We start from the raw sequence: 25,186 nt of genomic DNA, 5'->3' as shown, positions 1-25,186 counted from the left end.
GGAAATTGTTCCTGAACATCGAAACCATAATAAAAATCATTGCTTCGTACCAAGTTCTCGCAATTTCTGATAAACTTGCTCTTCATCCGTTGCCACCTGATAAACAATATTTTGATTTCCCAAGGAATTAAAAAAATACTCTTGAATAGCAATAGCTAATTTATCAGTGCCTCGCATATTATCTGCCTTAGTTTCTACAAAAAGATAAATAATCTTATTTTGAGCACCTTCAATTACAAAAACAAAATCAGGACTAGTTGTTCCACCCGTATATTTTGGAATACGAATAGCAGATTTAGGAAGTTTTCCGAATACTGTTACTGTCTTATCATAGTGATGCTGAAGAAGTTTTTTCTCTGGATTCTCACTATCATAGTAAACGGGTGGACGGTCGTAAAGATATCGTTCTTCCCTCCCAACCTCAGTCAACTCTTTTGTACCTAAATTTCCAATAATAATTTCATTTACAAAACTATCCGTTGTAGCATCATAAAGTGTTGTAATAGCTTGAAAATCCAAACTTTCATAGCGATAAGCCGTGCTATAACTCTTCTCAAAAGCACATTTAAAGGCTTTAACCAAATTTTTCAAGGTTTCATTATTTAGAATATTATCATTTCTAATTTTTTTCAATACTTTTAAGAGCCGCCTATGTAATGCTGTAATAGGTAAATTCGTTTCCTGTACCAGCTTTTTGAGGAAGTCTCCATACGCCATACCAGCTCTCGTATGGCTATAACGAGCTGTCTCCGTTGAACTAGCAACTTCACTATCCCCTGCTACCAGACTTTCCCTTATCATACCAGAATATTCAACAACATAGTGCGTCTCATCTAAAAATATCTGATCCATAAGTTGTGATATGTCAACAGCTCCATCATCAAAAACTATCATACGTCGCTTCGAAAAATCTCTCCAAAGTTCTTTCACCTGTTTCCAGTTGTCTTGATTTAATTTAACATGCGTAACGGGTCTTGTCTCATTACTATTACGAACCTTATCGCCTCTCAGTTGCTGTTCTGTCAGGATAGGATACAACTGGCATAATTTCTCCCATCCCCCCTCTTGATAAGTCATAGAAAAATCGATAATTCCCTTCTGTCCCAACTGATTTTTGAGGGCATTCTCCGTCAAATCCGAATAATGGCTAAGAATCAACCGAATCGTTTGCTCATCTAATCTTTCTCTATTAAATTCAATTGGAGCGTCGTTGTTGATTTCTCCAATTAATTTTTGGGCAAAATCTCTCTCATCATATCCAATGAGGAAATCCAACCGAGAGACAAATTCGTCTTGTGTGACACGGCGTCCCTTCTCATCAACTGGAAGACGAAGTCCTCGACCTACTTCTTGAATCTTCGAATTTTCAGATCCGGAAGTACGAAGTTTGCAAATAACAAAAACATTGGGGTTATCCCATCCTTCACGAAGCGTCCACTTTGAAAAGAGGAAGCGTCTAGTTAGCCAATTCCCTTCACCATCTTTAAAAGACAATAGCTTGGTTTTATTATGAAGAATATCATCAACTTCTGCTTGGATATCATCGGCACTTGACCCACGATCTTCTCCGAAATAGCCTGCATGAATGGACTGAGTATCAGCCTGCAAGTCACATAGGCTTGCTTTAAGGTAGCCTAAATAATCTTTACTGATAGCATCTGACATTTTTTCCATATCTGCTATCCTGCTTTGCAATTTCGCCAAAAGCAGACGCTCAAAAGTCAAACGCAACCAGCCATCCTTCTTTCGATAAGAGGCAATAGAGTCAATGAAAAAAAGGGTTAGAGCCTTAATCTTAGGTTGATTATTCGGACGACTAAAAAGTTCCCATTCCTTTATAAAGTGTTTATCAATAGCATCTTCTATCATGAGTTCCTGATAAGAGTTAGCAAAGGTGTGAGGCATGAGCATCATCCCAACAGCCAATTCTAATCCGTTACTGAGCACTTTGGAACCTGCATAAAAAACATCCCCCTCAAAAGCAGAATCAACATCAGCAAGATTATCTCCAACCGCTAGCGTCCTTGTCAAATTGCCTTTTTTCAGCGTCAACTCCTTCGCTTTTACGCCTACTACCTTCCATATATTTTGGCTTTCCTCTTTAGTCAATTTAGGATAAGCAATATCAATCCCCTTTACAAGCCCTTGATTAAAGGACTTAACAGCAGTCAAGTTATAGACTGGTTGGTCTTGATAATAGTGTTTCTTTAAATGTCCTACTCGACCATTTTTTACCATCACCTCAGGAAATGTAGCCCCAAAGCGAACAATCATTTGAGGCTTGAGACTGGTTACCGCTTGATAATTTTTGCCGTCAATGGGAAAACGATGTGGTTCGTCTATAATAACAACTGGACGCGTTCTTTCAAGGGCTGCAATGGGCTGTGTGATGTTAGACAAAAGGGTCTGATCGTATTTGTCACTCGTCATAGAAGACGATCGTAGCATATCTGCATTGACTAGAAGAACTTGAATCGTATTGCTATTAAGCCTTGAGCCTTCGATAAAACTTGTCAGTTGAGCTGGAAAGTTTTTGCGACCACTTTTCACTTTAAAGTCTCCTGCATTGATGACATTGAGATCAATACGAACGTTACTGTAATGTTGAGAAAAGTGCTGTTTAGCATAATCCGACTGGATAAAATGTCTGGTTCCCTCTTTGATAGCGGGACTCGGTACGACTATAATAAATTTAAAAAGTCCTCTCTCCTTGTGAAGCTCATAGAGAAGTCTGGTATATACATAGGTCTTACCAGTTCCTGTCTCCATCTTGACATCTAAAAATTTCTTCTCATCATAGCGTCCATAGAGAAGAGGATTAGCATAGACATAGTTGATATCGGGATCCGTACTACCATCATCAATCTTTGGAAATGCATCCATAATAGCTTTTAAAGCTTCTTCTTGATGGGGCAGTTCTTCTAGAAATAGTTTCATGACGACCTCCTAATAATTCTTTATCAACTTAACTACCTTGTCCAGACTGGACAAGGCTAACTCAAGCTCACGCAGGGCTGTCATCTCAAAACTATAACCATATAGAATGATAGTCTGAACCTCCAGCTCGCGCCTACCAAGAAGATTGACTAATACTCTTGTCTGCTCTTCTGTCCAGCCCTGTTCAATCAAATATAAACGATTATCCAGTTGGATAGCAGGGTAACCAGCAAGGTCAAGATAATTTTCTTTCTTATCAACTGCATATCCATCTGATAACTTCCAAGTTGTCAAAATGGTCTCGTAAGCTAAAGCTCCCCCCTCAACTCCCAGATAATCTGCTGAAAAAGGTGTCAACATGTCGTCAAAATAATCTTCGCCGATCAAGTTAATCTGTCCAGATCCATCCATAAAAGTTCCTGTCTCAATATCATACGTATCCAAGTCTTCCAACAATTTCTGATCAGGCTTGACTACTTGATAATGCTTAAATCCACCATCAAAGTTAGGAAAACTAGGATTTCTCTCAAGAATTTTAGCCCTCGCACACTTAATCCGCTCACGAGAAATTTGATCAATATAGCGATAACCGTCCTTATAGGCAGCTTCTGCCCCTTTTGCAGGGCTTTCTGTGCCATCAGAGTTTGTCGTAAAAGTCGGCTGATCTAACTGTACCATGATATAGCTACGATTTCCTCCGTCCTCAGCATTTAACTGCATGACTGCATCAGCTGTCGTCGCAGATCCAGCGAAAAAGTCTAGAACAGTGGCAGAGTTGTTTCCAAACATCTTTAATAACATTTTAATAAAAGATGGATTTTTTGGCATTGAAAACAGTTTCTTTGAATCAAATTCTCCGTAAACAAAACCAGCAGTCTCCGTTTTGAAATCCCACTCATCAGATGATTTGATTAAACTTTTTTGTTGTTTGTAAACATTTCTATCTTTTTCATAGATACTCTCTTCTTTAAATATCAACGATTTTGTATTAAATAACTCTAGAAACTTACTTTTAGAGTACGTATTTTCAAGAAGTTCCCCATCTTTTATTGATTTATAAACTTTATATCCCTTATCTAACAAATCACTTCTAACTTCATCGATCTTCTCAGTTACTAGCTCAATCACTTCTCCATTATAATAAACTGAGTAATTCTTATTATCATCAGCAGCTAGTTTATTTGTGCTTTCACCAACTAAAACACGCTTCCCATGGGAATAATACCCATATTCATCTTTTAATAATTTGTTTTTTCTTACAACATTTTCAAACGGAAGGGCTTTGTCAAAATCTCTTGCATAAACTAACAGTGTCTCATGACTGACAGCTACAAATTTCCCATTTTTTCTTCCCTTAGGATTATTTTCAATAGCTAGATTAGCCACAAACTGTCCTTCTCCAAATATCTCATCCATAAGTAATTTTAGATTAGCTTGTTCATTATCATCGATAGAGACAAAAATAACACCCGTATCCTTGAGAAGACGTTTTGCCAGCCAGAGTCTAGGATACATAAAGGTTAACCAAGCTGAGTGTGTGGCACGGCCCTGAATAGACTTAAGCCGAGAAAGCCCCTCCTCATCCAGACCAAACATAGCTTTGAGTTTCTCATCGCTGTGAGAAAAGCTATCAGGATAGACAAAACCGTCCGATCCTGTATTATAGGGCGGGTCAATATAGATGACATCGATGCTATTTTCATAACCAGCTTGTAGGTGACGTAGAACCTCCAAATTATCTCCCGTAAAAAAGAGATTGCGGCTGTTCTGATGAATCATCTCTTCATTATGCTTGATATTAGGAACAACCACCGTTTCTGAAAGCTCTCCTGTTTGTTTTTTTGCATAGTTCTTTCCAACAAAATCTAGTTGGTAGCCAGAAGACAACTCCGTTTGAATACTCTCCTTAGCTAGATTTCTCTTAAATTTGTCCATATCAAAGCTTTCGCCTACAAAGAAATCTGGAAGTTTACTCTTCAACTCCTTGAGAAAGGCTGATTTAGATGTGATGGCTTGATTTTCCATCCGAATATCCTTAAGCATGAGCCACCTCCTTCATGCTTATGGTACGCAAAAAGCCTGTCACAAAAGTAACAGGTATACGTATAAATAAAACATAAAAAAACTTAGCTATTCGCGAAATTATATATATATATATATATATGTGTGTGTGCGGTTTTTTATGCATAATTTCTCCTCGCATCTTCGGTTCATAGAGTTTTCTTAAGTATCAACCAAAGTTCTTTTGATGTTTTTATTATATCATAATTTAAACGATCAAATCCTAAAAACATCGAATATACCCAAGTCAAAACAACTTGCTTGACAAAAGATTAACTTCATGGTTTAATATACCCCATAAGGGTATATTTGGAGGTGCCTATGTTTCACTTATTTACAAAAATTGACAGTATTTCTACCAGCGAGTTAGAAGCTAAACTCAGAGAACCGATTCAGCTACTAGATGTTCGGACGCCTATGGAATTCCGTAGAGGTCATATCAAAAATGCCAAGAATATCCCTCTAACGGAAATCGGTTCTTACACACCTGCGACAAAAGAAACACTTTATGTCATTTGTCACTCTGGTGTACGAAGCAAACTAGCTGCGAAAAAGCTTAAGAAAAAAGGCTATGATGTCATCAATGTACGAGGCGGTATGAGCGCTTGGACAGGCAAGGTCATCTAGAAGCAAAAAGGAGAAAGTCAATGAAAATTATCATTGTCGGAGGAGTTGCAGGCGGTATGTCAGCAGCAACCCGTCTCAGACGTCTCATGGAGGACGCTGAGATTATTATTTTTGAGAAAGGTCCCTTTGTTTCCTTTGCAAACTGCGGGCTTCCTTACTATGTTTCAGGAGAAATTGCAAACCGTGATAGTTTATTGGTGCAAACTCCTGAAAGTCTCAGGGCACGCTTTAATCTCGATGTGCGACCATTTCATGAAGTCATCCAGATTTCTCCAGCAGAACACACTGTGACAGTGCGACACGATGGACAGGAATTCACAGAAAGCTACGACAAGTTGATCCTCTCCCCAGGAGCTAAACCATTTGTTCCTGCCATTGAAGGCTTGGCAGAAGCTAAGAACACCTACACGCTCCGCAATGTTCCCGATCTTGACGAGATTATGGCTGCCTTGGACAATCATCCAAAAGAAGCTGTCGTTATCGGTGCAGGCTTTATCGGGCTTGAAATGGCTGAAAACCTTGCGAAACGTGGATTGCAAGTTACTATCGTTGAGAAAGCACCCCATGTCTTGCCACCATTAGATCACGAAATGGCAGCCTTTATCCAAGCAGAATTGGTTAAAAACGGCGTTCGCGTTATCACTTCTCAGTCTGCGACTCGATTTGGAGGCCAGGGAAAAGTCATCGTTCTCGAAAACGGTCAAAAGATCACTTCTGACCTCACCATCCTTTCTGTCGGTGTTGAACCTGAAAATGGACTGGCTAAGGCTGCAGGGATTGAACTGGGACTACGTGGCGGTATCTTAGTCGACGAACACTACGAAACCAGTCAAAAAGATATTTTTGCGGTTGGGGATGCCATCGCCGTCAAGCAAGAAATTACAGGCCAAGATGCCCTCATCTCTCTCGCTTCTCCTGCTAATCGTCAAGGACGCCAAGTGGCGGACGTCATTGCAGGACTCGGTCGTACCAATAAGGGCAGTATCGGCACTGCTATCGTTCGTACCTTTGATATGACAGCCGCCTCGACTGGTCTCAGCGAACGTAGTCTTGGCATGAATCAACTTCCTTACAAGGCCCTTCATGTCAGCGGGAAAGACCACGCTGGTTATTATCCAGGCGCTACTGATATGACCTTGAAGCTCCTCTTTGACCCAACCACTGGAAAAATCTACGGTGCCCAAGGAGTCGGGAAGAAAGGCGTTGACAAGCGAATCGATATCCTGGCAACTGCTATCAAGGGAAATCTCACCGTCTTTGACTTACCAGAATTGGAGTTCACCTATACACCACCATTTGGCTCTGCCAAGGATCCCGTCAATATGCTGGGCTACGCAGCCTTGAACCTTATCGAAGGTCTCAGCGACAATATCCAATGGTACCAACTAGAAGACGAACTGGACAAGGGCAAGAAATTCCTAGATGTACGGACAAGTGGCGAATTCCAGAGTGGCCGACTCAAAGTCGATACCATCCACATCCCCCTAAACGAACTACGGGAACGCTTGGACGAACTGGATAAGAACCAAGCCTATATCGTCAGCTGCCACAGCGGTTTACGCAGCTACATCGCAGAGCGTATCCTCAAACAAGCAGGATTTCCCGTCCAAAACCTTGACGGCGCTTATTCACTATACAAAATGGCTAAACCAGAAGGAGTCGAATATGGAAACTAGTATCAGCATGGCTGACTTTTATGAAAAATATCAACATGAAAATCTAAATCTTATCGATGTACGTGAAGTACATGAATTCCAAGCAGGACATGTACCAGTTGCCAAAAATCTTCCGTTAAGTACCTTGGAGCAAGGCTATAAAGAACTCAATCCTGACCATGCATACCATGTTATCTGTCAAGGTGGAGTACGTTCTGCATCTGCCTGTCAATTTCTCAGCGCCCAAGGCTTCACCGTTATCAACGTAGAAGGTGGTATGAATGCTTGGCCCGGTCAAGTAGAATAAGCAAAAGAAGCTGAGCAACAACTCAATTTCAGGAGAAAATGAAGTTAATCTTCCCAAAATAAAACGCATACTATCAAGGTTTTTCAACACCTGATAGTATGCGTTTTTTAATTTTAAAGACTCTTTACCCAGCCTCTTTTGATTCAAATTAAACTATTCTATTAATAGTTAGATATGCCTTTGCAACTATCGTCTCAAAAAATTAGTTCATTTCCGTTTAATCAAGTATCGGATGGCCTTTTCTAGGCGTTCTTTTTGAGCCTCGGGGTCATCTAGTGGTTGGTTGATGCAGGCGGTGAGATTTTCCGTAATCATCATCTCAATCACGCGCTCAACACTCGATTTCACTGCTGTCAACTGCGTCACAATATCAGCGCAGTCACGACCTTCTTCAATCATCTTTTGAATCCCACGCAACTGGCCCTCTGAACGTTTCAAGCGTGTTATATACTTTGAGTTTGTCATTTCTTTTTCCTTGCTCGATTTTTCTTCATTATATCTCGAATAAGGGGCTTTGTCAAAATTCTCATCCCATCTGTCTTTGTAGGAACTTATCTCATATCGGTGTTTTCATGATATAATAGTAAAAAACTGTTCAGAATGGACGTGCTTATGAATTCTATCTATGGTAGCTGTGAGACCTATTTACCCACCATCTTGCAAACCTTTATTCAAGACATAGAAGAGGCCGCAGCCAATTACAAAAAAGAAACCAACCTCAAACTATATGAGCATTTGCATGCTCGCATCAAAACGGAAAAAAGCATGCGTGAAAAATGCCAACGCAAGGGCCTTCCTCAGACAAGTCAATCCGCTCTTAAAGAAATACGAGATGCTATTGGCGTTCGAATTATCACAGGCTTTACAGATGATATCTACCGCATCGTAGAGTATATTCGCCAGATGCCAAGCATCCATATTTTCAAAGAGAAAGACTATATCCGTCAGGTCAAACCCAACGGCTACCGCTCCTATCATCTGATTCTAGAGGTGACCACTCCCTACCCAGACTGTCTGGGAAATGACCAGGGTACCTATTTTATCGAGATTCAACTGCGCACAATTGCTATGGACTCCTGGGCTAGCCTCGAACACCAGATGAAATACAAGAAAAACATCCAAAATCCTGAGCGAATCACGCGCGAGCTCAAACGTTGTGCCGATGAGCTTGCTTCTTGTGATTTGACCATGCAGACCATCCGTGATTTGATTCAGCGCTCTGATCAAGACTAAGGAGAACCTATGAAAATCCTACTTGCCGAAGATGAAACCCAACTAAACCGTGTTATCACTGTTGCGTTAGAACGCGAAGGCTACAGCGTTGATTCTGTTTTTAACGGACAAGACGCTGTCGAAAAGGCTAAATCTAACCACTATCACCTCATGATTTTTGACATCATGATGCCAATTAAAACTGGAATCGAAGCCCTCAAAGAAATTCGCCAGGCAGGCAATACGACTCACGTTATCATGTTGACAGCCATGGCCGAAGTGGACGACCGCGTAACCGGACTCGATGCAGGTGCTGACGACTACTTGACCAAACCCTTCTCTCTCAAAGAACTTCTGGCCAGACTCCGTTCTACTGCCCGCCGTCTGGAGGACTATACCCCAGATACGATCCAATTAGGAAATACCCGCTTGGATATTGACGAACAAGAATTAGCTGCTACAAACAGCATTCGTTTGGGGAAAAAGGAGACCCAACTCTTGACTCTCCTTATCCAGCACGCTAACCAACCCCTCAGTTGTCAACAACTTCTAGAGCAGGTTTGGCCAGACGAGCTAGAAGAACAGGATCACGAGCTCGTCTTTCTCTATATCTCCTACCTACGCCAAAAACTCCAAAGTGTCCAGTCTAGCTTACAAATACTTGGGGCTGCAGAAGGCCCCTTCCAATTGACAGGAGGTGACTAGATGTTTCGAAAACTTCGTATCAAATTTATCGCAACGACCACTCTTGCCATTGCTCTGATTCTAACCTTCTTTCTAGTCTTGATGAATAGTATCGTCTACACTCAGACGGAGGGTAACATCCACACCGTCCTCTCTATCTTAACCAAGAATGAGGGCGAACTTCCTATTACAGACGAAATCAAGGAAAGTCTGACTGAGAAAAATATCCAAGAAGGAATTGTCTACAACTTTCAATACTTCTCCGTCAGAGAAAAGGAAAATGACTACGCCATCTCCCTCACAAATGTCCAGTCCTTAACTGAGGCTGAAGTCAAAAGTTTTCTCCCAAACATCCTCAAAAAGCAAGAAACTTATGGTTCTATTACTCATAAGGGACGCTATTTTACCTATCAAGTGAGCCAATCTACGACTGGGAAACTACTGGTTTTCTTTGAGACAACTAACTATATCCGCGAACGCGACACCCTACTTCAGGTCTCTATCTGGCTGGCCCTAGCTAGCTTACTCCTCCTCATACTGCTCTTCACCTTGATTTCAGGGATTGTCATTCGTCCTTTTATCAAAAACTATGAAAAACAACGGATGTTTATCACCAATGCAGGACACGAACTTAAAACGCCTCTAGCCATCATTTCGGCCAATACCGAACTACAGGAGTTAATAGAGGGAGAGACTGAGTGGAGTATCAGCACTAAAGAACAGACGGAACGACTCAACCACTTGATTGGAAGACTCATCCGACTTGCTCGGCTCGAGGAACAAGAGGATATAAAATTAGCTCCTCAAAATATCTCCGTCATCGCTGAAAAGGTTGCCTCAGATTTTGCTCCTCTCTTTACCAAAGAAGATAAAAAATTTGAAAGTTCTATTGAAGCAGACGTTGTAGAAAAAGTAGCCCAAGAAGAATTTTATGAGCTTCTTAGCATCCTTCTTGACAATGCCCGAAAATACTGCGATCCTGCTGGAACGATTCGCTTGACGCTCCAACGCAAAAATTACCTACTACGCAAACGAACTTGCATCACTATTTCTAATGATTATAAGGATGGACAAGCAGTTAATATTAAGCGTTTCTTTGATCGCTTTTATCGTGCAGAGACCTCTCACAACAACCAAACCATATCTGGACACGGAATTGGTCTCTCTATGGCTCAGCATCTCGTCAGCTTATTTAGAGGTAAAATATTTGTCACCTACAAGAAACAGGTGATTACCTTTACAGTCTGGTTATAACTATAGCTCTTTTACTCTTTATCATTTCATAAAAAGCGAACAAGTACGCATTCTAAAAACAGAATGCGAGCTTGTCCGCCTTTTTCTATGTCTATGATGTGTTTTTCACATCTCATCGTGCCAAGCAAATGCGGGTCACAATCCCATCTGGGTCTACAAGATCCAACTCACTCGAATTTAACCACTTGATTGGTGCCTCTAGCTCTTGTGCTTGCTTAACGATGTTCAGGAGTTCTTCCTTGCTTTCGACCTCAAGGACATAGTAAGCCAAACCTGGCAAGCCTTGCTCACGCGGAGCCAGACCTTTTCCAGCCCATTCGTTGACAGCCAGGTGGTGATGGTACTGACCAGCCGCTATCCAACTAGCACTCGGAATAGTAAATTTATCTTCTAGCCCTAACACCTTTTGATAAAACTGACTTGCCGCGTGGCTATCCTTAACCGATAGATGGATATGCCCCATTCTCGTCCCTTCAGCTAGGATAAAGGGATCCACCTTTTCCCCTAGCTCATAGATGTCCTGTGCCGCGAGGGCTTCGGTCACACCGATAATGCGACCGTCTTCTCGAATATCCCATGAAGAAACTGGCTTATCACGGTAGAGTTCAATGCCATTTCCTTCCAAATCCTCCAGATAAAGGGCGTCACTGTATCCATGATCCGCACCTCCGACCAGAGGAATCCGCAGGTCACTTAGGTGTTTCAAGACATCTGCCAAGGCTTTTCTTGTTGGCAACAAAATCGCCAGATGGTACAGCCCATAATGCTCCCTTACTTCGCCAGCCTTTTCTGTCGCAATCAAGTGAACCAAGGCTTTTTGACCAAGTCCCAAAATCGCTTCTGTCTCCGTTTGCGATAAAATCTCCAAGCCAATAATCTGGTGATAAAAAGCCGTTTGAGTCTTCAAATCCTTGGCATTTAAAACCACCTCGGCTAGGTAAATGTGGCTTTGGTACGCATAAGTCATCGGGTGTCTCCTTTTGTTGTAACATCATTAATTACATCAATTATACACTATTGAGATAAAATGTCAACGAAGACAACTCAAAAGAGCTGGAAACCAGCTCTTCTTTTTATTTTACAACAAGCTCGTAGCGAGTTTTGCTGGTGAAAGTTTCCCCTGCTTTGAGAATGACTTGGTCTTTGAGGTCGCTATGAATGGCATCTGGTAAAGCTTGCGCTTCAAGGGCAATCCCATTGTGCTGTACCATTGGCTCGCCTCCGATGAGCACACTCTCATCCACAAAGTTTGCTGTGTAGACCACAAAGCAAGGGGCCTCTGTCTTGAAAAGTAGGAAGCGACCTGAGTTTTGGTCATAAAGAAAACCAGCATTGTCATGACCTGCAGGAAGAGCAAATGGGTGATCCAAACCAGATACCAACTGGATTTGCTCATCTTCCTCTGCAAAGATGTCCTTCAACAAGGCTCCATTATAGATGTGTTTCACCACATCACGAGTAGCATCTGGAGTCTTAGCCGGAACACCGTCCGGAGCGATTGGGTAAATGCCCTCCGTATTTAGCTGGAAGACATGGCGGTCAACTGTCTGCGTGAAATCACCAGACAAGTTGAAGTAGCTGTGATTAGTTGGATTGACAAGCGTATCCTGATCTGTCGTCACCTTATAGCTGACTTCGTAGGCGCCAGTTTCTTCCAAGTGGTAGCTGATCCAGATCTTGAGATTGCCAGGGAATCCTCCCGTCCCGTCTGTACGCTCGGTGTAGAGGGTCAAGCCATGGTCGCTCACCTCTACCAATTCAAACAAGCTTGAATCCCAACCTGTTGAACCACTGTGGTTACAGTTGCTGGCATTGTTGACTTCAAGGTCATAGGTCTGGCCATTGAGCTCAAATGTCGCACCTGCAATACGGCCTGCTACAGGACCTACACTTGCTCCATGCTTGGGACTATTGCCTACATAGCTATCAAAATCATCAAAGCCCAAGATCACATTGGCAAAGTTTCCAGCCTTGTCAGGTGTGACATAGCGCAAGATGGTCGCACCATAGGTCATGATTTCTAGTTGATAGCCACTGTCAGTCTCAAAGCGATAGGCCAAGACATCCTTGCCCTCATGATTTCCAAATACACGCTCTGTGTATGCTTTCATTCTTCTCTCCTTTGATCCATTTCTCTTAAGTAAACAAACCATAGAGAGTGTATGCACCATCTATGGTTGTAGTTTCTATTTTCAGAATCCTTTGTTAGAAAACCTAAGCATTTGCTTAACAAAAAGGGATTCCTCTATACCTGTTTTATGCTTCCACACGTTCAGTCCATGAAGTCGCTGTTGTTTGAAGAACTTTGTTGAGTTCATCAATGTTCTCAAATCCAGTTGTGCGAAGCCATTCACGAGCTGCTGCCTCACCGTCTTTGATGTAGGCTTCAACTGATCCTGCCCAGGTTGCACGGCCACAAAGAACGCCGTTGAAGTTTGCGCCTGATTCGTGGGCAAAGACAAGGGTTTCTTGGAAGAGTTTGGCTGACACTCCCGCACTCAAGTAGATATATGGCAAATTAGTTGCTTCATCTTGTGCTTTGAAAAAAGCTGCTGCTTCTTCGCGTGTATGCACGATTTCACCATCACCAAAGCCTTCAACATATTTAACATTGACTGGAACTTCCACTTTCAAGACATCGATGTTGAAGCGTGGATCTGAGAAGACCTTCATAGCACCAATAACCTTGTGTGGTTTCACTTTTGCGTATTCTGCAGAACCTGCATCAGCGATTTTTTCATCGTAAGCGAGGATTTCAAGGAAGAATGGGATATCTTCAGCCACACATTCAGAACCAATGCGTTCGATGTAGGCTTGTTTTTGTTGGTTGAGTTCGTCAGAACTGTCTACATCGTAGTAAAGCAAGAATTTGACTGCATCCGCACCTTGTTCTTTGATGCGTTTTGCAGACCAAACATCCAAGCAGTCAGGCAAGCGTTTAGTGCTAGTTGTGTCGTAGCCAGTTTTTTCATAAGCAAGGAGAAGGCCGGCGTTGGCATCAAGCGCTTTTGTAGCTGGAAGTCCATACTCTGGGTCTAGAAGCATAGAAGAAGCGTATTTTGTCAATTCATCTGCAACCAAGACCTTGAGTTCTTCCATTTGAGCTACTGTTGGCTCTTCTGTTTGGTATTGAGCCATGAGGCGTTTCAAAGCACCACGTTGGTCAAAGGCAAGGGCTGAGATAATGCCGTTCTCGTCAGAGAGTTTTTGCAGGCAGGCTACTTTATTGGGACTTAATTGTAATTTACTCATAGATACTTCCTTATTTTTGATAGTCATGAATGATCACACCTTGTACCACACGGTTTACGGTACCAGTAGGAGACGGCGTATCTGGTTTATTTTTTACCTTGAGTGAAGTCAATAGGGCAAAGAGTTGGGCATAAACGATGTAAGGGAAGACACGGTAAATATCGTTCAAGACACCGCCACAACCAAGGGCTACTTCTTTGACATTTTCAAGACCAAAGGCTTGATCACTTAAGAGCACAACACGACGAGCAATGTGATCACCAGCAACTTCACGAACCAAGTCCAAGTCGTACTTGCGAGTGTAGTCTGTCGTTGTGCCAAAGATCAAAACAACTGTATCTTCATTGATAAGAGATTTTGGACCGTGACGGAAGCCAACTGGGCTTTCATACATGGTCGCCACTTGACCAGCAGTCAATTCCAAAATCTTCAACTGAGCTTCATGCGCAAGTCCAAAGAAAGGACCAGCGCCTAGGTAGATAACACGGTTAAAGTCGAGGTCAACCAGCTCATTAACATCTGCTGCATTGTCTAGAACTTTACGCGCAAGGCTCGTCACAACTTCAAAACGTTCAGCTTTCACAGCAAATTCTGTAGGATCAAAAACCAAGAGAGCTGTTAGCATCATGGACGTAAAGCTAGAAGTCATGGCAAATCCAGCGTCATTGGAAGCAGTTGGTTGCAAGAGCAAAAGATTGCGCTCATCGCCATGGGCTTGAAGAGCCAATTTCCCGTCCGCTGCACAAGTAATGGTCACTTGATAGAGGTCATCAACTAAGGCTTTAGCCAAGTCAACAGTTGCCACACTTTCAGGTGAATTTCCACTACGAGCAAAGGAAACAAGGACAGTCGCAACATCTTTTTTCAGATAAGTTTCTGGATTGGCAACAATATCAGTTGTCGCAATGGCATTGAAATTCCATTTGCGTTCGTCATAGACTTCCTTAAAGTAAGGCACCAAGGTATCTCCCACATAAGCAGAAGTACCAGCACCCGTCAAGATGACCTTGATATAGTCATGCTTATCAGCGATTTCTTTCAGAAAGGCTGCAATTTCTTCCCGTTTCGCTTGATAGGCTTCAAAAGCCTCTTTCCATACATCAGGCTGTTGGTAGATCTCACGAGTCGTGATTTCTGCACCCAGTTCAAGTAATTCTTCTTTTGTGTAATTTAGCATAGAGTTCCTCTAATCTATTGTTGTTTCATTCCTATTGAAAATATGGGAATGGATTGACTCCCATTCCCATGTATATTCTATACAAGCTGTTCTAACGGTTTTCACGTTGTCACATCGTATACTCAATGAAAATCAAAGAGCAAACTAGGAAGCTAGCCGCAGGCTGTACTTGAGTACGGCAAGGCGACGCTGACGCGGTTTGAATTTGATTTTCGAAGAGTCTTATTCATCTTCGTCATCATCGAAGCCCACTAACAGGTCATTGACTTTTACAATGCTTTCTGCAGCACGGCTCTTATAATCCGCATCTGCACCTGTAAGGCTCGCATTGATAAATTCAATCACCATCGGAAGATTCATCCCTGCGTAGAGTTCAATGTCGCGACCTTCCATAATCAAGCGGCTCACCACGTTACATGGCGTACCACCGAGAAGATCCGCAAAGACTAGGAAATCATCCAATCCTTCGATAGCAGCTTCAAATTTTGCAGTAAATTCTTCTGGGCCATCTTCTGGAAGAAGAGCCACCGCATGAATGTTGTCCTGTGGACCCATGATCATTTCTGTGCTACCTTTAAGTTCTTCACAGAAACGACCATGACTCACCAAAATTAATGATTTAGCCATAAATTATGCGCCCATTCCAAGCAAGAATTTACCGATGAATGAAAGACCTACTGCAAGAACGATAATGATACCGATCGCTTTAGTAGAGTTCATACCTTTCTTACCAAGCAACCAGAAGATAAAGGCAGTAAAGATTGCTGGAAGCAAGCGTGGGAAGATTGAGTTCAAGATGTCTTGGAAGTCAATCATCTTTTCACCGATTGGCAATTTGTAAGAAATGTCAAAGTTAATCATTGTTGCTACAAGAGCACCCATCATGAAGACACCAAGTACAGATGCAGCGTCAATCAAAGCTGTCAAAGTACTTTGCATGTTGTTGATAAGGTTAACCCCTTCTTTGTAGGCAAATTCCAATTGTTTCCAACGGAAGATGTCATAAGCAACTGCAACTGCGATCCAAAGGAAGATACCCCATGGTTGACCAGCGATAGCCATAGTTGCTGCGATAGAACCCATGATAGCAGGTACAAGTGAACCAAAGATAGTATCTCCAAGAGGAGCAAATGGTCCCATCAAACCTGTCTTGATACCGTTAACGGCATCTTTTGAACCTACACCATCTTTTTCTTCCATGGCAAGGTCAAAACCAGCGATAATAGTGTGGAAGAATGGTGAAGTATTGAAGAATTGAGTATGAACTTTCATCATTTCTTTCAATTCAGGAGTTCCATCCCCATACATTTTACGCAATTGAGGCAAGATCATGTAAAGGTAACCAGAAGCTTGCATACGTTCGTAGTTCCAACCTAATTGGAAAGTAAACAAGCTACGTTTGTTGATTTGATTAAAATCTTCTTTTGTAAGTTTGTAATTAGAATTCGTCATCTTCGATTTCCCCACTTTCTGATGGTGTAGAAGGTGCTGCTACAGCTACTTTTTGGCTGTTCTTAAAGTGAACAACTGCAAGGAAGATACCTACGATAGAAACACCGATCATAGACAAACCTTTGAAGTTGTTAGCAAAGCCAATCTTTTCAGCAACATCAGCAGGAAGAGTACCAAGGATACCCGCAACAGCTCCACCAAGACCTGTTACATATGAGTAAAGAACAGTCAACATAGCTGTCAAACCAAATCCCATTGCAAGGTAGTGAAGGTTACGTTTAACTGGAAGGTAACGAAGCAAGATTGCAAATCCAAGACCTGGAAGCATACGACCTGCAAGTGTCAAACCATCTGCAATCCATTGATATTCTTTAACAAGGTCTACTACTGATTGTACAAAAGCACCACCAAAAGCAAGAGCGAAGAATACTGGAAGGGCACGAGAAAGAGCCCAAGGCACTGCACCAAGTAGGTAGTTGCGTTCGATACCTTTGTAGTCAAAGCGTTCGATCGCAGCATCAATACGGTGTGCAAAGAAAGTAGTTGTCATACGTCCAAGAACGTCGAAGTATGTCAAAAGTGCTGCTACTGGTACAGCGATTGTTGTGATCGCAAGATCTGTATCAATACCTTGAGAGATAGAGAATGCTGTTGCAAGAACCGCACCAGAAGTTGCGTCGATACGAGAAGCACCACCGAAGGTACCAACCCCGAGAACGAACAACTGCAAGCTACCACCGATAAACAAACCAGTTGTCACATCTCCCATGATCAAACCAGTAATAAAACCAGCGAATACAGGAGAACCTGCAGATGAAACGATTGTCAACTCATCACAGATTTGATAAGCTGAGTACAAAGTGAGAAGTAAAATTTGCCACCATTGTATCATAACAATGACCTCCTAAAAATTTTTTCCTATTTTAACAAGCTCAAAAAGTCTGAAACTGGATCATTTGGAACCATTTGAGCAGTGAGTTTCACACCTTTTTCTGCTAGTTTGTGGAAATCTTCCACATCCTTGTCTACCACGTTGATAGAACGTGTGATAGAGCGAGTTTCTGGTGTTTGAGACATATTGCCGACGTTGAGTGTTTCAAGCGGAACACCTGCTTCGACCAAACCAAGGAAACGGTCTGGTTTACGTGCAACGATAAAGAGACGTTGGCTATCGTATTTACCAGCAAGGATATTTGCTGCTGCTTTCTCAACTGGCAAGATACTGAGTTTCACACCTGGTGGTGTCGCAAGTTTCAAACCACTCTTTTCAATATCGTTGTTAACAACTTCGTCGTCTACAACCATAATGCGTGAAACATTTAGTTTTCCAGCCCAAAGATTGGCTACTTGACCGTGGATCAAACGTCCATCGATACGGCATCCTACAATTGTCATAAGTTTTCCCCCTTTATGTGTTTTAGTGTAGGTTTACGAGTTAAGTGAATCTCTTCTTTATATTCGCCATCAGTTTCAAAGATGATGATGCGATTAGCACCTTCCTTGAGATAGCTATGAGGGATATAAAGTGAGAGGGTCGGGCCGACGTTCCAGAAACGCCCTAGGTGACGCCCATTGACAAAGGCAACTCCCTTACCAAACTCAGACAAGTCTAAGTAGGTATCCTTCGGTTCTTCAACAGTAAGGTCGAAAGCGTAAAAGGCTGGTTGTCCTTCTATCCATCCTTTTGAAAAATCAATTTTCTCAGGATTATCCAGCGGCAGTGGATATTGTTTCCAATTCAGTAAGAAATGTAGATCTTTGCAGACACCTGTACGAATTCCTTTATGTTGTGTATCTGCTAAGAACTTGTGTCCATAGTTAACACGCCCCATATTTTCGATCAGGATATCAATCTCTGAACAGCCTTCTCGGTTGCCCTGACAGTAGATATCTTCACCAATCTCTGTCTGGTATTGAGTGGCAATCCATTGACCATCTACATAGAGTTGAGCTTGGTCACGTCCATCGATGATACGGAGACGTTCCTCTTCTGCATCCCAACTTGCTTCGGTACGATAAAGAAGGTAACCATAACTTTGACCAAGTTCTTCCATCGCTTTTGGATAGAGGCTTTCAGTAGGACTAGAGAGACTATCCAGGGTTTCAAACAAGGAAACTTTTTCGACTAGTGGAATGGATTCCATTTCCATGCTTTCCTTGTAAAGTGGTTCCAACTGTGGATACTCTGGGAAGTGTGTTGCCATCATCTTCTTGACTGCTAGGTATTTAGCAGTTGGATTTCCTTCTTCATCGAGAAGGGCATCATAGTCGTAAGATGTGACTTGTGGCAAATCCAGAGTTCCTCGAGCTGAGCAACCATTCATGAAACCAAAGTTTGTGCCACCATGGAACATGTAAAGGTTGATAGAGCCTTGCTCCAATACTTCTCGAACAGCCTCTGCCAATTCTTTTGGATCACGAGTGATGATGGGTTCTTTCCAACGGTTGAACCAACCATCCCAGAATTCCATACACATGAGGGGCCATTTTTTGCCATGCTCATCAAAGAATTCCTGCATCTGTGAAAAGTTGTACGGAGCTTTAGAACCGAAGTTCCCTGTCACAAAGAGGTCGTCTTCGATCAAGGTTCCGGCTTTCAGAGTAGCCCTCCATGGGCCATCTGAAGTAAAGAGCGGGCAATCAATCCCTCGGTCTTCCATCAATTTTCGAATTGCTCGTAGATAAGACTTATCTTCTCCATAAGAGCCATATTCATTTTCGACTTGCATCATGAGAATGTTTCCGCCGTTATCCAACAAGCGAGGCACAAGCCTTGGCAATAATTGGTCATAATAGCGAGCAACAGCCTCGATGTAGGCCGGGTCGGACGAGCGAATTCGCATGTCCTTGGTCAAGAGCCAAGCCGGCAAGCCACCAAATTCCCATTCCGCACAGATAAATGGAGACGGGCGTACAATGGCATAGAGACCCAAATCTTGTGCAATTTGAAGAAATCTCTCCAAATTTCTGGCACCTTCAAAATCAAACTCCCCTTCAACAGGTTCGTGTAAATTCCAAGCTACATAGGTCTCGACTGTATTAAAGCCAAGCGCCTTTAAGTTATAGAGAGAATGATACCAATCCTCTGCTGGAATCCTAAAATAATGAATGGCGCCGGACAAAATCTTGAACGGTTTTTCGTCTAAATAGAAATCGTCCTCAATTTTAAATCTGGTCATGTTATTACCTCTGACGAATTAAGTTTGCGCTTTCATTTATTATAATATTAACTATAATCAAATCTTTTGCATTTGTCAATAGGTTTTAGAAAATTATTTAAAATTTTTCTATTTTTTTACTTACCGTTTACCGAAATTATCTAAAAATAGCATGAAAACGATCTTTTTATGTATGATAATTCACAAGAACATCAAATGAATTTTTTTACATGTAAAATAACATTTTTAGTCTATTATTTTAATTTTTTGACCTTAATACTACTCTTTTCTTTATATTTGTGGTAAAATCAAAATTGGAGAAAGAGAATCGAGGTGAAATTTATGGCTATTCCTAAATACCAATATATTAAAGATGAATTAAAAAACAAAATCATCTCTGGTCAATTTGCAAGTGGAGATAAATTTTATACAGAAGCCGAATTGATCGCGATGTACGATGTGAGTTCAATCACAGTTGTTCGTGCCTTGAATGACCTTGCTAAAGACGGCTACATTGTCCGCCAACAAGGTAAAGGTACTTTCGTTTCACGTGCCCGCAAGCACAAACTCGTTGAGTTTTCAGATGTCGAAATCTTTGAAACAAAAGACGATAAAGTTACTGTCCTTTCTATCGAGCGCGGAAACAAACTTGAATATTTAGATAAACTTGGACTGCGTGGAGATCAATTCTACTATAAGATTGAACGTATTCGTCAGACAAACGACGTGACATACATCTACCACACATCTTATATTCCTGAGCAATACATCAATGCCAACTATCCAAATCTTGACTATTATAGCTCTATCTATACACGTTTCAAATTGGATTACCGCATTCACATGAGTGATGAACATTTTGAGGAAATCAACGAAATCGCATTCCCTACACCAGAGCATGCTGCTTCTGTACTCGGAATTGATACACAATTCCCAACTGTCTTCCAAACAAAGACTACAAAACTTGAGGCCACTGGCCAAGTCCTTGCCTATAGTGAAACTTATAAGCGAGCAGACTACTACAAAATCAAATTCATCTCATGTAACCGAGGTCATTAAGAAAAAGCCTGAGCCTAGCTCAGGCTTTTTCTCTATTCATTATAGCACGAGAAAGAAATTGTGAAAACGCTATGAAGGGCTCTTATTTAATTAGTAGCATTTTTACTAAAAACAAGGTAAATTTTCGTCTGATTTTTCCTCTGTTTTATCCCTTATTAGTAAATTTCTCCTAAATCTCATGATTTCCTCTATTTATTATAGTTCTTATATAAACCCACTTGACATTTTACTCCTTAGATAATAAAATAAAATTGGTTTTATGTAAACGCTATCATATATGATAATAACAAGGAGGTTTTGTCATGAAACTAGAAAAGAAACAGCGCTTCTCCATCCGTAAATACGCGGTTGGGGCAGCTTCTGTACTTATAGGATTTGCTTTTAGCGCACAAGTCGTATCTGCCGACGGGATTACTCCAGCTCCAACAGCTGAAGAAACTGTTCAAACTATTCAGGAGAGTCCTCAAGCAGTCAAAGAAGCTGTAGAGTCCAAGGTTCCAGAAAAACTGGAAGAAAAGGCTGACGAGCCTGTAAAAGAGGAGGTCAAAGAAGACCAGGAGGCTCCTCAAACAGTTGCTCCAAAAACAGAAGAGTCAAGCGCACAAGTTGTGACAGAAAATGCTGCTCCAACTCCTAGCGCCGAGAAAAAAAGCCCTGCTCCAGCTGAAACTCCTGCCGAAAGTACTCCTTCAGAAAAGAAAAATGAAGCCGTCACACCTGCAGTAGCCACTCCTAGCACGAAACGAGTAGCTCAGGTAAATGAAAAACTGGCAAAACGAAAAATGATCTCAATCGACGCTGGGCGCAAGTACTTCTCTCCAGACCAACTCAAAGAAATCATCGACAAAGCCAAACACTATGGTTATACCGATCTTCATTTACTAGTTGGAAATGATGGCATGCGTTTCATGCTGGACGACATGACGATCAAAGCCAATGGCAAAACCTATGCAAGCGACGATGTCAAACGTGCACTCGAAAACGGAACCGACGCCTACTACAAGGATCCAAACGGCAACCATTTGACAGAAAGTCAGATGACGGACTTGATCAACTATGCTAAAAATAAAGGTATTGGTCTCATCCCAACTGTAAACAGCCCTGGTCACATGGATGCGATTTTGCATGCTATGAAAGAACTAGGCATCCAAAAACCGAACTTCAACTACTTTGGTAAGGAATCTGCTCGTACCGTTGACCTTGATAACAAAGAGGCTGTTGCATTTACCAAAGCTCTGATTGACAAATATGCTGCTTACTTCGCTGGCAAATCTGATATCTTTAATATCGGACTGGATGAGTACGCCAATGATGCCACAGATGCCAAAGGATGGAGCGTTCTTCAAGCCTATAAATGGTATCCAGAAGATGGATTCCCTGACAAGGGTTATGATAAATTTATCGCCTACGCTAATGACCTTGCTCGTATCGTTAAATCTCACGGTCTCAAACCAATGGCCTTTAACGACGGTATCTACTATAATAGCGACACTAGCTTTGGAACCTTTGACAAAGACATCATCGTTTCTATGTGGACTGGTGGATGGGGTGGATACGACGTCGCTTCTTCTAAACTTCTAGTTGAAAAAGGTCACCAAATCCTTAATACCAACGATGCTTGGTACTACGTCCTCGGACGAAATGCCGATGGTCAAGGCTGGTACAACCTCGACCAAGGACTCAATGGTATCAAGAACACTCCAATCACTTCTGTCCCAAAATCTGATGGGGCTACTATCCCGTTCATCGGGGGTATGGTAGCTGCTTGGGCGGACACCCCATCTGCACGCTATTCATCATCACGCCTCTTCAAACTCATGCGCAGCTTCGCAAATGCCAATGCTGAATACTTCGCAGCTGACTATGAGTCTGCTGAGCAAGCTTTGAAAGAAGTACCAACAGACCTTAACCGCTATACTGCAGAAAGTGTCGCAGCTGTCAAAGAAGCTGAAAAAGCCATTCGCTCACTCGATAGCAACCTCAGCCGTGCCCAACAAGACACCATTGACCAAGCAATCGCAAAACTCCAAGAAGCTGTAAGCAACTTGACCTTCACACCAGAAGCTCAAAAAGAAGAAGACGCGAAACGTGAAGTTGAAAAACTTGCCAAGAACAAGGTAATCTCCATCGATGCCGGACGTAAATACTTCACGCTTGACCAACTCAAACGCATCGTAGACAAGGCGAGCGAACTCGGATACTCTGATGTGCATCTTCTCCTAGGGAATGATGGACTTCGCTTCCTCCTTGATGACATGACCATCACAGCTAACGGCAAAACTTATGCAAGTGACGATGTCAAGAAGGCTATCATCGAAGGAACAAAAGCTTACTACGATGATCCAAACGGAACCACTCTTAGTCAAGCTGAAATCACTGAATTGATCGAGTACGCAAAATCAAAAGGCCTCGGACTCATCCCAGCGATCAACAGCCCAGGTCACATGGACGCCATGCTCGTTGCTATGGAAAAACTTGGAATCAAGAATCCTCAAGCCAACTTTGACAAGGTCTCCAAAACAACCATGGACCTTGAAAACGAAGAGGCGATGAACTTTGTCAAAGCCCTCATCGGCAAGTACATGGACTTCTTTGCAGGCAAGACTAAGATCTTCAACTACGGTACAGACGAATATGCCAATGATGCCACCAACGCCCAAGGCTGGTACTACCTCAAATGGTATGGACTCTATGGCAAGTTTGCTGAGTACTCTAACACCCTTGCTGCTATGGCTAAAGAAAGAGGCCTTCAACCAATGGCCTTCAACGATGGTTTCTACTACGAGGACAAGGATGATGTTGAGTTTGATAAGGATGTCATCATCTCTTACTGGTCTAAAGGATGGTGGGGCTACAACCTTGCATCTCCTCAGTACCTTGCAAGTAAAGGCTATAAATTCCTTAATACTAACGGAGACTGGTACTACATTCTCGGTCAAAAACCTGAAGATGGTGGCGGTTTCCTCAAAAAGGCAATTGAAAACACTAAAAAAACACCATTTAACCAGCTTGCATCTACCAAATATCCTGAGGTAGATCTTCCTACTATTGGTAGTATGCTTGCTATCTGGGCAGATAAACCAAGTGCTGAGTACAAGGAAGAAGAAATCTTTGAACTCATGACTGCCTTTGCAGACAATAATAAAGACTACTTCCGCGCTAACTACAATGCACTCCGCGAGGAGCTTACTCAAATCCCTGCGAACCTAGAAGGATACAACAAGGAAAGCTTGGACGCCCTAAATGCAGCTAAAGAAGCTCTCAACTACAACCTTAACCGTAACAAACAAGCCGAGTTAGACGCTCTCGTAGCCAAGCTCAAAGCAGCCCGCCTAGGCCTCAAACCAGCGGCAACTCACTCAGGAAGCCTCGATGAAAATGAACTAGCTGCCAATGTTGAAACCAAACCGGAACTCATCACAAGAGTAGAAAAGATTCCTTTTGAGGTTATCAAAAAAGAAAATCCGGATCTCCCAGCCGGTAAGGAAAACATCATCACACCAGGTGTAGAGGGTGAACGCACTCATTACATCTCTGTCCTTACTGAAAATGGGAAACAAACAGAAACCGTTCTAGATAGCCAAGTAACCAAAGAACCTGTGACCCAAGTGGTTGAAATCGGTGCCCCTATTACTCACAAAGGGGATGAAAGTGGCCTTGCTCCAGCTGCCGAAGCGAAACCTAGACTAGATATCCAAGAAGAAGAGATTCCGTTCACTACTGTGACACGTGAAAATCCACTCTTGCTCAAAGGGAAGACTCAAGTCGTTACTAAAGGCGCTAACGGCCGTCGCAGTCATTACTACTCTGTGAGCACTAGTGCTGACGGTAAGGAAGTGAAAACTCTTGTAGATAGCCTTGTGACCCAAGAAGCAGTGACCCAAGTTATTGAAGTCGGAACCCTTGTTACCCATGTAGGGGATGAACACGGTCTTGCCCCAGTCGCAGAGGAAAAACCTAGACTGGACATCCAAGAGGAAGAGATTCCATTCACTACCGTAACACGTGAAAATCCGCAATTGCCAAAAGGACAAAGTCAAGTCGTCGTTACTGGTGTAAATGGTCGTCGTACGATTTTCTACTCTGTCAGCACTGCTGCTGATGGCAAGGAAGAAAGAACCCTTGTCAATAGTGCGGTATCGCAGGAAGCGGTCGCTCAGGTGGTCGAAGCCGGAACTGCCGTTGAGAAAGCTGAGCAAGCTGAACCAACTACTAGCAAAGCAGAAGAAAAACAACTTCCTGCAACAGGAAGTCAAGACTCTGCAGGCTTGGTCGCAGCAGGACTCATGGCCACACTAGCAGCTTACGGCCTCACTAAGAGAAAAGAAGATTAACCCCCTTAGACAAGCAT

At 42.4% G+C, this 25,186-nt stretch carries 20 protein-coding genes; 8 read left to right on the top strand and 12 right to left on the bottom strand.

The genetic code is table 11. From position 1 onward, the window contains the following. Window positions 1–36: 36 nt before the first annotated feature. Window positions 37–2,937, bottom strand: coding sequence for a type III restriction-modification system endonuclease (locus D8847_RS03685; RefSeq protein ID WP_125840645.1), 2,901 nt, complete (start codon window positions 2,935–2,937; stop codon window positions 37–39). A 9-nt stretch (window positions 2,938–2,946) separates the two neighbouring features. Beyond that, complete coding sequence (locus D8847_RS03680; RefSeq protein ID WP_125840644.1) at window positions 2,947–4,980, bottom strand: site-specific DNA-methyltransferase; 2,034 nt, start codon at window positions 4,978–4,980, stop codon at window positions 2,947–2,949. Window positions 4,981–5,319: 339 nt separating this feature from the next. Between D8847_RS03680 and D8847_RS03675 the strand changes: the two genes are divergently transcribed. From D8847_RS03675 to D8847_RS03665, 3 genes are read left to right on the top strand one after another with little or no spacing between them, the layout of a single operon-like run. After that, on the top strand, window positions 5,320–5,625 hold the full coding sequence (locus D8847_RS03675; protein ID WP_125840643.1) for a rhodanese-like domain-containing protein: 306 nt from the start codon (window positions 5,320–5,322) through the stop codon (window positions 5,623–5,625). 20 nt (window positions 5,626–5,645) lie between these two features. After that, window positions 5,646–7,301: an FAD-dependent oxidoreductase gene (locus D8847_RS03670; protein ID WP_125840642.1), complete on the top strand. Its 1,656-nt coding sequence runs from the start codon at window positions 5,646–5,648 to the stop codon at window positions 7,299–7,301. After that, window positions 7,291–7,587, top strand: a complete 297-nt coding sequence (locus D8847_RS03665) for a rhodanese-like domain-containing protein (protein ID WP_125840641.1) — start codon at window positions 7,291–7,293, stop codon at window positions 7,585–7,587. Before D8847_RS03670 ends, D8847_RS03665 begins: the two co-directional genes overlap by 11 nt. Window positions 7,588–7,794: 207 nt before the next feature. Here D8847_RS03665 and D8847_RS03660 read toward each other — a convergent pair whose 3' ends face one another. Further along, window positions 7,795–8,052, bottom strand: a complete 258-nt coding sequence (locus tag D8847_RS03660; RefSeq protein WP_125840640.1) for a metal-sensitive transcriptional regulator — start codon at window positions 8,050–8,052, stop codon at window positions 7,795–7,797. A 147-nt stretch (window positions 8,053–8,199) separates the two neighbouring features. Between D8847_RS03660 and D8847_RS03655 the strand changes: the two genes are divergently transcribed. Genes D8847_RS03655 through D8847_RS03645 form a run of 3 tightly spaced genes read left to right on the top strand, consistent with a single transcriptional unit; the run spans window position 8,200 to window position 10,737 of the window. Further along, window positions 8,200–8,820 (top strand): GTP pyrophosphokinase, encoded by a 621-nt coding sequence (locus D8847_RS03655; protein ID WP_084874277.1) that lies wholly within the window; start codon window positions 8,200–8,202, stop codon window positions 8,818–8,820. A gap of 9 nt (window positions 8,821–8,829) precedes the next feature. Beyond that, window positions 8,830–9,504, top strand: a complete 675-nt coding sequence (locus tag D8847_RS03650; protein WP_000698155.1) for a response regulator transcription factor — start codon at window positions 8,830–8,832, stop codon at window positions 9,502–9,504. Next, window positions 9,505–10,737, top strand: coding sequence for a sensor histidine kinase (locus tag D8847_RS03645; RefSeq protein WP_125840639.1), 1,233 nt, complete (start codon window positions 9,505–9,507; stop codon window positions 10,735–10,737). It begins immediately after the preceding gene. Window positions 10,738–10,849: 112 nt separating this feature from the next. Here the strand turns inward: D8847_RS03645 and D8847_RS03640 are convergent, their stop codons facing one another. The 9 genes from D8847_RS03640 to D8847_RS03600 form a co-directional block, all read right to left on the bottom strand. Continuing rightward, the gene (locus D8847_RS03640; RefSeq protein ID WP_125840638.1) at window positions 10,850–11,704 is read right to left on the bottom strand and encodes a VOC family protein; all 855 of its coding nucleotides are present in this window, start codon (window positions 11,702–11,704) and stop codon (window positions 10,850–10,852) included. A 106-nt stretch (window positions 11,705–11,810) separates the two neighbouring features. Next, window positions 11,811–12,848 carry an aldose epimerase family protein gene (locus D8847_RS03635; RefSeq protein WP_125840637.1) on the bottom strand — a complete coding sequence of 346 codons (1,038 nt, stop codon included), beginning with the start codon at window positions 12,846–12,848 and terminating at the stop codon, window positions 11,811–11,813. Window positions 12,849–12,993: 145 nt separating this feature from the next. Beyond that, window positions 12,994–13,989: a tagatose-bisphosphate aldolase gene (lacD, locus tag D8847_RS03630; RefSeq protein ID WP_004245774.1), complete on the bottom strand. Its 996-nt coding sequence runs from the start codon at window positions 13,987–13,989 to the stop codon at window positions 12,994–12,996. Between the two features lie 10 nt (window positions 13,990–13,999). After that, window positions 14,000–15,166: an SIS domain-containing protein gene (locus D8847_RS03625; RefSeq protein WP_125840636.1), complete on the bottom strand. Its 1,167-nt coding sequence runs from the start codon at window positions 15,164–15,166 to the stop codon at window positions 14,000–14,002. Window positions 15,167–15,388: 222 nt separating this feature from the next. Then, a complete protein-coding gene (locus tag D8847_RS03620; RefSeq protein WP_125840635.1) occupies window positions 15,389–15,793 on the bottom strand; it encodes a PTS sugar transporter subunit IIA in 405 nt (134 codons plus the stop codon). Window positions 15,794–15,796: 3 nt separating this feature from the next. Continuing rightward, window positions 15,797–16,618 (bottom strand): PTS system mannose/fructose/sorbose family transporter subunit IID, encoded by an 822-nt coding sequence (locus D8847_RS03615; protein ID WP_000185284.1) that lies wholly within the window; start codon window positions 16,616–16,618, stop codon window positions 15,797–15,799. Continuing rightward, on the bottom strand, window positions 16,605–17,510 hold the full coding sequence (locus tag D8847_RS03610; protein ID WP_000616992.1) for a PTS mannose/fructose/sorbose/N-acetylgalactosamine transporter subunit IIC: 906 nt from the start codon (window positions 17,508–17,510) through the stop codon (window positions 16,605–16,607). The genes D8847_RS03615 and D8847_RS03610 overlap by 14 nt, the downstream gene beginning before the upstream one ends. Window positions 17,511–17,536: 26 nt before the next feature. Continuing rightward, complete coding sequence (locus D8847_RS03605) at window positions 17,537–18,013, bottom strand: PTS sugar transporter subunit IIB (protein ID WP_000156968.1); 477 nt, start codon at window positions 18,011–18,013, stop codon at window positions 17,537–17,539. Then, window positions 18,010–19,797 carry a glycoside hydrolase family 35 protein gene (locus D8847_RS03600; protein ID WP_125840634.1) on the bottom strand — a complete coding sequence of 596 codons (1,788 nt, stop codon included), beginning with the start codon at window positions 19,795–19,797 and terminating at the stop codon, window positions 18,010–18,012. The genes D8847_RS03605 and D8847_RS03600 overlap by 4 nt, the downstream gene beginning before the upstream one ends. A 321-nt stretch (window positions 19,798–20,118) precedes the next feature. Here D8847_RS03600 and D8847_RS03595 point away from each other — a divergent pair, with 321 nt between their 5' ends. After that, on the top strand, window positions 20,119–20,835 hold the full coding sequence (locus tag D8847_RS03595) for a GntR family transcriptional regulator (RefSeq protein WP_001007181.1): 717 nt from the start codon (window positions 20,119–20,121) through the stop codon (window positions 20,833–20,835). Window positions 20,836–21,137: 302 nt separating this feature from the next. Continuing rightward, entirely contained in the window at window positions 21,138–25,169 is a 4,032-nt protein-coding gene (gene strH / locus D8847_RS03590; protein WP_125840633.1) for an LPXTG-anchored beta-N-acetylhexosaminidase StrH, read from the top strand. The last annotated feature ends 17 nt before the right edge of the window (window positions 25,170–25,186 follow it).

The sequence above is a fragment of the Streptococcus mitis genome (assembly GCF_003942795.1).
GTDB classification, from domain to species: Bacteria; Bacillota; Bacilli; order Lactobacillales; family Streptococcaceae; genus Streptococcus; species Streptococcus mitis_BJ.
The sequence above is the reverse complement of the archived record's forward strand: the minus strand, read 5'-3'. Positions and strand labels throughout refer to the sequence as shown.